The organism is Peribacillus sp. NPDC055009 (assembly GCF_053608705.1).
This window is the reverse complement of record NZ_JBSGVZ010000031.1, coordinates 26,763-39,307: the sequence shown is the minus strand read 5'-3', so window position 1 is coordinate 39,307 and position 12,545 is coordinate 26,763. Positions and strand designations below refer to the sequence as shown.

Here is a 12,545-nt window from a genome sequence, read left to right as displayed (position 1 = left end):
TACGCTCCTACTGCTCAAAATGCTTGGCAAATGGGTGAGCTTGTTGGTTACAACCTATTTGCAGCCTTTGAAGGCAAGAAACTTGAAGCATTTTCACCTGTAAACTCAGGTACGCTTGCGAGCCTTGGCCGTAAGGATGCGGTGGCAACGGTTGGGGCCAATAACACGTCCCTTAAAGGCCTTCCGGCTACATTGATGAAAGAAGCAAGTAATGTTCGCTATCTATCACACATCAAAGCTCTATTCAGCTTGGCTTATTAATTCATGATCGCCGTGACAAGTTCGCGGTACATGCCCTTTATTCCCATTTGGGAGTAAGGGGCATTTTTCATTTCAGAAAAGGCAGACAATCTAATTGAAGTGACCCGCCATAACTCTACATTATTATTTTAATCTCCGCCATTTTTATTAGCCCGTTTCTCGTTAACCAACGTTCAAGTTTGTACCATACTGCATATCATGAAATTAACCTTATTAAAGGAGGGGTCTTTATGCCGAAAGGAAAAAAAGGAAAAGGCGGTTCATCTGGCAGTAGCAGTAGCAGTAGCAGCAGCAGCAGCTGTAGCTCATCTACTGGCAGCAAGTCCACTGGTAGCAAGTCCACTGGCTGCAAGTCCACTGGCAGCAAGTCCACTGGCAGCAAGTCCACTGGCTGCACATCCACTGGCAGCACATCTACTGGCAGCACATCTACTGGCAGCTCATCTACTTGCAGCACATCTACTGGCAGCTCATCTACTTGCAGCACATCTACTGGCAGCACATCTACTTGCAGCTCATCTACATCTAGTACATCCACTGGAAGTGGAAAGAAAAAAAGAAGAAGATAGTTAAATCTAAAAAGCTTCAACTTGATCAATCTCTGGTTGATTAAGTTGAATTTTTTCATACATTACATGTTTGCGCTTGACCATAATACATCTTCAAGAAAGGAAGGTGAGTGTATGCCTTATCATATTCCATCTTATTTCTTAATGATTGAAGAAGAAGATCTAGAAGATTTACGTGCGGACGTATGGAGTAATGACCCCATTCCCGCCTATTTGAAAGTGGAAAACGACATTTATGATATCGATATTGCCTATCGGGGCTCTTATACCCGAAAATTCAGGAAAAGATCCTATTGGATTGATTTCATCAAGCCAGAAAAATTCTTTGGCGCCCACAAAATCCATCTCAATGCCGAATACAAAGATCCTTCCCTCATTCGCAATAAACTCTCACTCGATTACTTCCAAGACCTTGGAGTTCTTTCCCCCCATAGTCAGCATATTGACTTATATCGTAACTGCTCGTGTAAAGGGGTATATTTACAACTGGAGTCCGTTGATGAATTCTTTTTGGAAAAAAGAGGACTTCCTGCCGGTCCCATTTATTATGCAGTCAACAATCATGCCAACTTTTCATTGGAAAGGGATGGGAAACCGAAAGATTCCCTTGTATCAGGCTATAAACAAGCGTTTGGAAAACCGTCCGACGATGAATACCTTATTGAATTGATCAGAAAAATCAATACCACCCCGCTTGCCAAATTTCCTGAAGAAGTCTCGCAGCATCTTGATATTCATAAATACTTACGCTGGCTGGCTGGAGCTGTATGTTCAATGAATAACGACGGTTTCACTCATAACTATGCATTATATCGCAATAGTGAAACAAACTTATTTGAAATCATTCCTTGGGATTATGATGCCACTTGGGGACGCAAAGTCAGTGGCGGGATCATGGAACACACATATGTCCCTATTGGAGGAAAAAGGACAAATCACCTTAGTTATCTTCTATTGCAGGTTCCGGAATACCGCAAGTTCTACAAAGACCTCTTGGTTGAACAATTGGAAACCACATTTACTGTGAATCACATGGAAAATAAAGTATTATCACTGCACCAGGCGATACGCCCCCACATCCTTCTTGATCCATATAAAAAGAATAAAGTGGATCTATTTGACAAGGAACCAGAATTCATCTTCGATTTCATTCGCAATCGCAGTGATTACTTAAATAAGCATCTTGGTGACCTAGACGAAACAAAACTGAAAGCCAAGCAGGACTGGAAAAAAGCAATAGAGGCCGTATCACCAATCTGTATTAAAAATACGGGGAAATACGGCAGGGGAATATATGCGGTAAGGGATATTAAAAAGGATGAACTCATTGAGGCATCACCTGTCATCATTTCACCCAAAAGAGAATGGAAATATTTAAAGAAAACGTCACTCTTTCATCACTGTTTCTATTGGGGAGATGACGATGAAACGGCCATTGCCTTGGGAAATGGATCGCTATTCAATCATTCATACACTCCAAATGCGAAGTATGATAATAATTTAGATGATTTAACGATAGACTTTTATGCACATAAAGACATAAAGGCTGGCGAAGAAATCACGATCAATTACAACGGTGAAATTGATGATAAATCCCCCTTATGGTTTGATGTCATTGAATAAGATTTTAAAGAATCCATTTTGAAAGTTAAAAATGGATTCTTTCATTTTACCTTTACATTTTTTTCGGCGCGGAAATTCCCAATAAACTTAGCGCATCCTTCAATACAATCGCTACGGAAAAAGCGAATGAGAGCTTCATTTGTTTCCATTCGTCTTCAACTAGAATTTTTGTATGTGCATAATACTTATTGAATGCACGCGATAAATGCAAGCTGAATTTCGCGATTTGTGATGGGTCGGCTTGTTCAAACGATTTTTGGACAATGCTCGGATATTGCTCCAGCAGCTGGATGACTGGCCACGCATATTCACCTAAAGCGTCAAAATGGATGGCCTGCTCGTTAAATTCACCTTTTTCAAGCAATGAGGAAATTCGCGCATATGTGTACTGTACATATGGACCTGTTTCTCCCTCAAAATTCATCATTTGTTCTAATGAAAAATCAATATCGTTCATGCGGTTATTTTTTAAATCGTTAAAAATTACCGCTCCGACACCGACCTGTCTTGCAACCAGTTCCTTCTGTTCAAGCGCTTGATTTTTTTCTTCAATATTGCGCTTCGCAGTTTCGATCGCCTCTGCCAATACATCCGCAAGGAGCACGACTTTCCCTTTACGAGTCGACATTTTCTTACCATCTTTTAACATCATGCCAAAAGCTACGTGCTGCAAATCTTTTGACCATTCATACCCCATTTTTTCAATGACGTTAAAGAGTTGTTTAAAGTGCAGGGATTGTTCGTTTCCGACAACATAAAATGTTTTCTTCGCCTCATACTGTTTTTTACGATACATGGCGGCAGCTAAATCACGCGTGGCATAAAGTGTCGCACCATCCGTTTTCGTAATCAAACAAGGCGGCATATCTTCCAATTGCACGACATAGGCACCTTCGGATAGGGTAAGTAAGCCTTTTTCTTTTAGTTCCCCGACAACCGCATCCATTTTGTCATTGTAAAACGCTTCGCCGGCATAGGAATCAAAACGGATGCCCAATAAATCATAAATCGTCTCAAACTCTTTTAGAGACGCATCCCTGAACCATTTCCACAATGCCAGTGCTTCCTCGTCCCCATCTTCAAGCGACTTGAAGCTTGCTCGTGCTTGTTCATTCAACGATTCATCACTTTCGGCTCTATCATGGAACTTCACATAGATCTTCAATAATTCCTGAATCGGCGAAGCTTCGATTGCCTCTTTGTCGCCCCACAGCTTATATGCGACAATCAACTTGCCGAATTGCGTGCCCCAATCTCCTAAATGATTAATACGCACGGCATTGTAGCCACTTTTTTCAGCGATGTTAGCCAGTGCATTCCCTATGACCGTTGAGCGTAAGTGCCCCATGGAAAAAGGTTTGGCAATATTCGGGGAGGAATAATCAATCACGACATTTTCCTGTACAGGCTGCATCGAACCATACTGATCCTTTTCACTTAATATCGTTTGCAGCACGTTTTCCGTCACCAGCTGTTGATTGACGAAGATATTCAGATAACCACCCACAACGTTCACTTCTTGGATCAACTTACTATTTAATTGTTGGGCTATTTCAGACGCAATCACCTGAGGCGACTTTCTGAATTTTTTCGCAAGAGTAAAGCATGGAAAGGCGACATCGCCTAATTCCATCAATTTTGGCTTTTCCATTAATTTTTCTATTTCACTAGCTGGCATTTCATTGTTCAAAGCAGTTGAAATCAATTCTGCAATTGGTTTATTCATCGTCATTTTCCCTCCTAAACAAAAAAGCCCCCGCCTCTAAATAAGAGACGAGAGCATGAATTCCCGTGGTACCACTCTAGTTGCCACAAATTGTGACCACTTTCCATTGTTAACGAGGTGACTCCCCGATATTCCCTACTAAACGGTTCAAGAAATTTCTCCAAAGTGCGCTTCATTCATCCGTCCTGCATTAGGCTCCCACCATCCCTAACTCGCTTTCCATTTCAAAATGAACTACTCTCTTTATCACAGAATTTTCAATATTATAATTTAATCCATCGTACACAATTTAAAAAAACGTGTCAACAGGATTTAAGAAACAAATCCTAACCAGCCGGTAACTTGATTTTATCTTTGATGGTGGAAAAATATTTCCTTACTGTTCCAATTGTGCCGCTTTGCTGATTAGACGGCTCAATTTTTGATTGACCATCGGCTAACAAACCTAACACTCCCATTTCCCGGCCATTATTGCTGGAAGACTCATCTATAAGTTCTGGGGAATATATTCGCTTGCCATCCATTATGCTGCGAATCGAGCAAGCTAACTCTTCACCCGGGCTATCCTTCAATAAATAACCACTTACATTAGCCTTTAGTGCGAGTTGAAAATAACCAGTCCTTCGGAATGTCGTTAAAATGACCACTTTACATTCAATTGACCTTAATGCTTCTGCTGCCTCAAGTCCGCTCATTACAGGCATCTCCATATCCATGATACACACATCAGGCTGTAATTGGTGTACAAGAGCCACCGCCTCTTCTCCATTACCGGCTTGCCCGACAATTTCTATATCTTCTTCAAGATTGAGTAGAGAACTTATTGCCTCTAACAGCATTTGCTGATTCTCTGCAATGACAATTCGAATCATTTTAAGTTCTCTCCTTTATCGAGTTCCTTATATGAAGCAAAGACTCCCCCAAATCCGAGGATTATTAAGGGAGTCTGGTATGATACATGAACGTTACAGTTCAGATTTCACTTGAGCGGGAACGCTTTTTTTCGTTAAATATTTTATATCTTTGAAACCGATAAAATTCTTGGATTCCTCATCCCATAAACGGAAACGGAGTGAGCGCAAGCTTGTCGTAAGAGTAATCGTTGGAACGTTCTCTAAAGGCTGCGTATTGTTGTGCGCCATTTCCAATTTATAGTTAGGTACCCTTGGACTTAAATGATGAACATGATGGTAACCGATATTACCAGTGAGGAACTGCATCAGTTTTGGAAGTTTATAAAAAGAACTTCCTTCCACTGCTGCCAATACATATTCCCACTCCTCATTTTCTTCAAAATAAGAGTCCTCAAATGTATGCTGGACGTAAAACAGCCAAATGCCGACTGAACCAGAAATCATGAAAATGGAACCTTGTACAAGAAGGAACGACTGCCAGCCTACTGCCAGGCAAAGCAATGCCGCTAAAACGACGATTAATGCATTAGTCAAATACGTATTATTTTTTTCCTTCTTTCTAGCGCCTTTACGGTTAAATCTATTTTTAAGAAGGAAAACATAAATTGGTCCCAAACCGAACATAACAATTGGATTGCGATAAAAACGATAGGCAAAACGAAGTTTAAACGGTGCAGCCAAATACTCATCGACCGTAAGGGTCCAAATATCCCCTGTACCCCGTTTATCCAAATTACCGCTTGTTGCGTGATGAACAGAATGCTCATGTCCCCATTGATCAAACGGGAATAAAGTCAAAACACCCATGATCGTACCGACTGCTCTATTCGCACGGCGGTTTTTGAAAAATGAATGATGCGTACAATCATGAAATATGATGAATATTCTTGTCAAGAAGCCAGCAGCAAACACAGCAGGAATTAAAGCTAACCAATAAGAAACGGAAAGACTTATATATGCTAGGTACCATAAAATAATGAATGGCCCCAAGGTATTGATGATCTGCCATATACTTTGCTTTGTCGTTGATTGTTCAAAAGGAGCAATTTGTTTTTTCAAGTTCTTCGTATTTTGCAAGGTCATTATTCAATTGCACTTCCTTTTATTTGTCGTTATTACATAGTATAAAGAAATCAACCTGAAATTATTAGTACCAGGTGTCATGACTAGAAGATGACAAATGTCATGTACTAGTCATTTCCAGCTGCAAACGTAAAAAAGGCCAACCAGTAAAAACCGGTTAACCTGCTCACATGTATAGGATTTCATTATCTTCAAAATGACAGGTAGCCTCACATTAAGAACAGGACTGTCAATTTTTCAATGTCAGGCTAAAAGTCCCAGCAGTAAGCAAATGAAATCCAGTTACCCTCCTTTTACAAATAAATAAAGACCGTAATCCGTTGAAGTAGAGGCATGACCCATTTGTCGCAACATAGCTGTGATATTGCCACGGTGATATGTTCCATGGTTCACGACATGCGGAATCAATTCGGCAACACCTGTTTTCATTAGACCGCCAGCTGGATTCTCAATTATAATAGGCTTATCTAAATTTTCTTTTTGACCAAGCAGCGATTTGTACCGACCGGACAACTCAAAAAACATGGCCTCCATTTCCTCTAATTCCTTTGACTCTGTTTGTTCCTTCAGTTGTTCAGCCAACTCCAATGCATGTTTCATGCTTTTACCGGAAAAAACCTCCACCCACCCCAAATCGGAAAGATACACATGGGCCATCACACTCGATATCGATGGAAACACACTTTGTACTTCTTGATGGTAAACATCCTTTGGAAGCTCTTTTAAGCGGTTAAAGATTTGTTCGTTTGCCCATGCGTTAAATTCATGAAACTGTAATGCAAAATGTGACATATGAAATCTCCCCTTCTTCATATATGGACTAGAACTTACGAATTAACGGTCTTCATAAGGAATAATTTCCTTCAGCGAAATAATTCGACCTACACATGAATTAATTCGACCCTCAGCGTAATAATCCGACCTACACTTGGATTAATTCGACCCTCAGCGAAATAATTCGTCCTACAGCGTAATAATTCGACCTACACATGAATTAATTCGTCCTACAGCGAAATTATTCGACCTACACATGAATTAATTCTATCTACACACGAATTAATTCGACCCACGAACAGATTTATTCAACCCACACAAAGGTTAGAAATGCCTTTCCACAATGTACCTCTATTTTAAAGCTATTCTCCATAGTAAACTAGTAAAGTTAAATTTTACAAAGGGGAATAAAATAATTGTGAAAAAATTCTATAGATGTTTTATTATGTTAAGCCTTCTTTGTATGTGTCTTTTTCCAACCAGTGGTCATTCATCAAGTAAAACCCAATACATAGGTTCTGTTAAAGTGGACAATACAAAAGTGTTTAGTTCTCCTAAATTAGGTTCAACTCTATTAAAGACTTTAAAAAAGGGCGAGGCGTTTCCCGTCATTTCTTCTTCAGTAGGGGATTCCGCTGGGCCCATCATTCATAAAGTAAAGACTGGAAACACACTATGGAAAATAGCAAATCAATATGGTGTTACAGTAAGTGCGCTACAAAAAGAAAATAAATTAACATCTTCCGAAATAACTGTCGGCCAAAACCTGAAGATTCCCCAGAAATATAAGATTCATAAGGTTGTATCAGGAGATACATTATGGAAGATTTCTACTAAATACAAGGTAACAACAAGTGATTTGACGAAATTAAATAACTTAAGTTCGGTTACCCTTAAAGTGGGCCAAAAATTGAAGGTTCCGGATTATTACTACCAGGTCCAATTGCTTGGCGGAAAAAAGGGATGGATAAAGAAATCCCAGCTTCAAAAAAAGGCGCAAAACCGTATCGTCATGGGCTGGAAGCATAATGGATCGAAAGAAAACTATACCCAGCAACTTAAACAACCCAATTTGAATGTAGTTTCTCCCCGTTCTTATACGCTGACGGATACCGGTAATTACGTTTCGGTTTCTGTAGATACAAAATACATCCAAGCTGCACATAAACAAGGAAAACAAGTTTGGCAGCTTATCGGGAATAAATTTGACCCTGTTTTAACTGGTTCAGTACTAGGCAATACAAAAAAACGCCAGAAATTGGTTTCAACTTTACGGGATTCACTTGTTAAAACCAAAAGTGATGGAATAAATGTAGATTTCGAAAACATCGACCCAAAAAATAAGAAGGACTTTGTACTTTTCATAGGCGAACTAAAAAAGGCACTAAAACCGCATGGAATTAAAGTGTCTGTGGATGTCACCCGAGAAAATGAAGACCCTTATTGGTCAAAAAGCCTAGATAGGAAAGCACTTGGCAAAATAGCGGACTATATAATCATAATGGGTTATGACGAGCATTGGGGAGGGAGCCCAGTAGCCGGGTCCGTTTCCTCGTTACCTTGGATCAAAGAAGGAACCAAGCTTTTAATGAAAGAAGTACCTGCTCATAAGATCATATTGGCTGTACCATTTTATACGAGAGAATGGGTGACCGATTTGTCGACCAAAAAAGTGATAAGTCATGACCGTACCATGGCTGAGGTCAACAAAATCATTTCATCTCAAAAACTTAAAAAGGTATGGGATAAAAAGACTCAACAAAATTACGTGGTCTATACTTCCAAAGGGAAAAAGCATCAAATTTGGATAGAGGATAAAAAATCGATCAAGCTCCGGATTGACCTGGTAAAACAAAATCATCTAGGCGGTGCAGCTGCTTGGTACATTGGATCAGAAACCCCTGACATTTGGGATGTCTATCATTTTAATCAATAGGTAAATGCATAAAGGAAAAAGGCCTCACATTGTGTGCGGCCTTTTCTGCATGACATCATTTTCAGTCGGTCTAGTCGTTTTAAGTGAATAGACCACCCCAATAAATATCAAGGAAATACCCAGAATTTGAATACCGTCCGGTTTAAATCCTGAAAGCAGAATATCCAAAAGGATGGCAACTGCCGGATCGACAAAAATCATGAAAGATACTACATTTGTAGGCAAATGGCGAATACTATTAAAAAACAGCAAATACACGACGCCTGTATGGATGATGCCGGTAAGAACCGTATAAAACCATTCGGAAGAATTTAAAGTTGTATATATGGAATAATCGACAAAAGGAATCAGTAATAGAAATCCAATGAACATTTGCAGAAATGTGGTCGCATATACACTGGTCTTTGTAATGCTCTTTCCTAAAAGCATGGTTGCCGCATAGAAAAATGCAGCAATGATTCCATACATGATGCCCTCCCATTCAGGAGATGATGATCGAAATCCATCTGTTCCCATAATGAGTAATGTGCCAATGAAGCAAAGGGAAATGGCCAAGATGGAGAATAAATTCATTTTCTCCCTAAAGATGAAGCTCCCTATAATGAGTACAATGATTGGCGCTAAATGATAAAGCGAAATGGCGATTGTCACTGATATCAGCTCAAAAGATTTAAAGAGGAATATCCAGTTTAACAAGTTGGCCACCGCGCAGAAAATGATGAGCATTACCTCCCTGCCATTCCATATTTCGTTCTTGAAATGTCCGGTAATCATCCAGGCTGTACATAAGAATACGGCAGCACAAATGCAGCGAACAAAAACCAATTCCAATGCAGGAAGTCCTGAAAGTTCCGAAAAGAAACCGACAGAACCGAAGATTGTCATGGCTAGAGACAGTTGAAGAAGTGCTATTTTATTCATTTAATTTCCCCTCATGAAATTTCCATTTTTACATTAATACTATCATTTCTCGGGCATGCCGTCACGAGTAATGATATTCGCCCACATTTGATCCGGAATACTTAATTTGCACCTGCTATCTCGCGGCAAGATTGTCATGATCTCATCTTCCCTGCCTTCCTTTATTTTGGCGGCCCAGTCCGGTTCCATCAGTAATTCCCTTCCTAATGCGAAAAGCGGTATATTTTTCTCAAGCACAGCATTTGCTTCCTCTGGAGTATGAATCGATCCAAGAGATATGAAACTGGTCCTGTCAGCGATGACATCGCGGAGAATTTCGGTCCTTGTCAATCCCCTGTTCAATCCGCTTCTAGGCATGGACCAGACATTTTTAACAGAAAGATGTAAATAGGAAAGCCCCTGAGTTGCCAATTCATCTACCAATGCAACTGTATTCTCCATTTTCAATCCGCCTTCTTCCGGTTCTTCGGGGGAGAAGCGATACCCAATAACGAATTCCTTGTCTGCATATAGATCACAGATCCGCTTCACCTCCGCGATGACAGCGAGTGGAAAATGCATTCTATTCTTCAAACTCCCTCCCCAATGATCTCTCCGTCTGTTGGAGTGGGGTGAGAAAAACTGCTGAAGGAGATAGCCATTCGCTCCATGGATTTCCACACCGTCGAATCCTGAACGAATGGCATGGCGGGTGGCTCTTCCAAAGTCTTGAATAGTGGATAGAATCTCAGTGTGGCTCATTGACCTTGGAATGTACTCTTCGCCCATTCCTTTATAAACGCTTGCAATGATTCCGCTCGGACTAACCATTTTTTCTCGGCCTGTACAGCTTGGAAGGCTCTCGCTTCCACCATGATGAAGCTGGAGAATGGCTTTTGCACCTTTGGATTTGATTGTTTTTGAAAGCTCAGTGAGTCCAGCGATGCTTTGTTCATCATATACTTTCATTTGCCGGGGAAAGCTTGTCGCAACAGGGGAAATGGCGGCAGCTGCAGTAATGAACAACGCAGGTCCATCTGCCCTTCTTTTATAGTAAGCTAATTCCTCGTCAGAAACCAAGCCATCCTCTTGACCTGAATATGTGGTCATCGGCGCAACTACAATCCTGTTTTTAAGAACCGTTCCATTAGAAAGCGTGTACGGTGAAAAAATTTGCCCGTATTTCCGTTTCATCATCTTCCCATCACCCATTCGTATTTTAATTTGTAATTTTATTGTATTCTCGACCAAATCATAAGTAAAATGAATGTTTTTCATTACTTGGATTAGAGTTTCTCATGTATAATTCATAAAAGAAGGGTGTGGGGCATTTGAATTTTTTTCAACTGGAAGTCTTTTTACATGTTGTTGAACACGGAAGTTTTACGAAAGCGGGAGACCGGATCGGACTGACTCAATCAGGCGTGAGCCATAACATTACAGCACTTGAAACGGAACTTGGTGTGACTTTATTGAAGCGTGACCGAAAAGGAATAACACTCACGACTGCGGGAGAACAAGTTATTCCACATATGCGGGCCATCGCTGCCAACCTTGCACATATCGAACAAAAGATTGCAGCTGTGAATGGAATGGAAATCGGTAAAATAACGATTGGCAGTTTTCCAAGCTTCACTGCCAGATTCATACCAAAGCTATTCTCTATCTTTAAAGAAAAATACCCTAATATCGATTTGCTGATTCATGAAGGTGGATATGAGGAAATCTTAACATGGATCGAAGAAGGAACAGTGGACATCGGCTTTGCAGCAAAACCAGTAAAGAACGTGGAATTCATCCCTTTGCTAAATGATCCTTTATCAGCTGTCGTATACGAAGGCCATCCGCTTTCAGGGAAAACCTCATTGAACCTGGAAGACTTCATTGATCAACCATTCATCATGCTGAGATCTGGCTGTGAAACACTCATAGAAGATAGATTCCTGGAAGCCAAGATAAAACCAAACATTTCATACGACATTAAAGACAATCAAACCGTGCTCTCAATGGTAGCAGGAAAATTAGGCATCACGATTATGCCAGACCTGGCTTTACCGGAAAAACCCGAACGCCTCAAAAGCATGCCCTTGAACCCGGAACTTTCCCGGGAGATCGGATTGGTCATGAAATCATCTAAACACCTTACACCCGTCGCCAAGGAATTTACAAAAGTCGTTCAAGATCACTTCATCGGGTAATGGGCAGTATGAAAAAAACAAGAATCCCCTTTTCATGAAAAGGGGATTCTTGTCGTACCGATGATCATCCCAAGAATAGATCCAGCAGATTACTGCCTGCAGATGATTGCCTATTATAAAACTCCGAATAACCGCACTGCTTGCAATACACAACCGTAAATTGATTATTCTGGACATCGAACATTTTTGACAAGCCAGTTCCTGTCATGGCTACATCCTTCTTAGCAGCATCATTGCTTCCGCATTTCATACAACCCTTTTCGCTCATGATCCTTCATCTCCCAAATTTATTAAAATGATAAATGCTTATAAATACCGGAGCTTCCCAGCACCGTTCATAATTACATATACGGATAACGTGGATAAATGGTTTCGGAATTCATGCAAAAATATGTAAATTCCATTGAGTACCGTTTTTATTGGCTGCCTTTTTTATTACGGTTAGATTTTATGGTAGGCAAAGCATTATACATACTAATTGCAAAATAATAGATTAAAATCATATGCATAGCATCACTTATAGGAACGGGGGTATCATCAAGCTTAAAAATAGCAAATAAT

The 12,545-nt window shown here is 40.3% G+C and carries 11 protein-coding genes, 2 pseudogenes and 1 other annotated feature; of the genes and pseudogenes, 6 read left to right on the top strand and 7 right to left on the bottom strand.

Going from position 1 to position 12,545, the window contains the following annotated elements:
- From ACWF5P_RS26065 to ACWF5P_RS26050, 4 genes and pseudogenes are all read left to right on the top strand, one after another.
- Positions 1-261: pseudogene (locus ACWF5P_RS26065) on the top strand (NAD(P)/FAD-dependent oxidoreductase); the annotation flags it as partial.
- Between the two features lie 198 nt (positions 262-459).
- Complete coding sequence (locus ACWF5P_RS26060; RefSeq protein WP_434168637.1) at positions 460-834, top strand: hypothetical protein; 375 nt, start codon at positions 460-462, stop codon at positions 832-834.
- Between the two features lie 110 nt (positions 835-944).
- A pseudogene (locus ACWF5P_RS26055) lies at positions 945-2,024 on the top strand (CotH kinase family protein); the annotation flags it as partial.
- A 12-nt stretch (positions 2,025-2,036) separates the two neighbouring features.
- Positions 2,037-2,453: an SET domain-containing protein gene (locus ACWF5P_RS26050; protein WP_232783037.1), complete on the top strand. Its 417-nt coding sequence runs from the start codon at positions 2,037-2,039 to the stop codon at positions 2,451-2,453.
- Positions 2,454-2,505: 52 nt separating this feature from the next.
- Here ACWF5P_RS26050 and argS read toward each other — a convergent pair whose 3' ends face one another.
- The 4 genes from argS to ACWF5P_RS26030 form a co-directional block, all read right to left on the bottom strand.
- Positions 2,506-4,185: an arginine--tRNA ligase gene (argS, locus tag ACWF5P_RS26045; protein ID WP_452445501.1), complete on the bottom strand. Its 1,680-nt coding sequence runs from the start codon at positions 4,183-4,185 to the stop codon at positions 2,506-2,508.
- A 34-nt stretch (positions 4,186-4,219) separates the two neighbouring features.
- Positions 4,220-4,438, bottom strand: a binding site (T-box leader).
- Positions 4,439-4,505: 67 nt separating this feature from the next.
- Positions 4,506-5,051, bottom strand: coding sequence for a response regulator (locus tag ACWF5P_RS26040; protein WP_452445500.1), 546 nt, complete (start codon positions 5,049-5,051; stop codon positions 4,506-4,508).
- A gap of 93 nt (positions 5,052-5,144) precedes the next feature.
- Positions 5,145-6,176, bottom strand: a complete 1,032-nt coding sequence (locus tag ACWF5P_RS26035) for a fatty acid desaturase (RefSeq protein ID WP_452445499.1) — start codon at positions 6,174-6,176, stop codon at positions 5,145-5,147.
- A gap of 282 nt (positions 6,177-6,458) precedes the next feature.
- Complete coding sequence (locus ACWF5P_RS26030; protein ID WP_452445498.1) at positions 6,459-6,968, bottom strand: DinB family protein; 510 nt, start codon at positions 6,966-6,968, stop codon at positions 6,459-6,461.
- A gap of 508 nt (positions 6,969-7,476) precedes the next feature.
- Between ACWF5P_RS26030 and ACWF5P_RS26025 the strand changes: the two genes are divergently transcribed.
- Complete coding sequence (locus tag ACWF5P_RS26025; protein ID WP_434168632.1) at positions 7,477-8,886, top strand: LysM peptidoglycan-binding domain-containing protein; 1,410 nt, start codon at positions 7,477-7,479, stop codon at positions 8,884-8,886.
- Between the two features lie 24 nt (positions 8,887-8,910).
- Here ACWF5P_RS26025 and ACWF5P_RS26020 read toward each other — a convergent pair whose 3' ends face one another.
- Positions 8,911-9,807: an EamA family transporter gene (locus ACWF5P_RS26020; RefSeq protein ID WP_434168631.1), complete on the bottom strand. Its 897-nt coding sequence runs from the start codon at positions 9,805-9,807 to the stop codon at positions 8,911-8,913.
- Positions 9,808-9,849: 42 nt separating this feature from the next.
- Positions 9,850-10,983 (bottom strand): NADH-dependent flavin oxidoreductase, encoded by a 1,134-nt coding sequence (locus ACWF5P_RS26015; protein WP_452445497.1) that lies wholly within the window; start codon positions 10,981-10,983, stop codon positions 9,850-9,852.
- Positions 10,984-11,117: 134 nt separating this feature from the next.
- Between ACWF5P_RS26015 and ACWF5P_RS26010 the strand changes: the two genes are divergently transcribed.
- The gene (locus ACWF5P_RS26010; RefSeq protein ID WP_452445496.1) at positions 11,118-11,984 is read left to right on the top strand and encodes a LysR family transcriptional regulator; all 867 of its coding nucleotides are present in this window, start codon (positions 11,118-11,120) and stop codon (positions 11,982-11,984) included.
- Between the two features lie 64 nt (positions 11,985-12,048).
- Here ACWF5P_RS26010 and ACWF5P_RS26005 read toward each other — a convergent pair whose 3' ends face one another.
- Positions 12,049-12,252, bottom strand: coding sequence for a zinc ribbon domain-containing protein (locus tag ACWF5P_RS26005; protein WP_034304303.1), 204 nt, complete (start codon positions 12,250-12,252; stop codon positions 12,049-12,051).
- Between the last annotated feature and the right edge of the window lie 293 nt (positions 12,253-12,545).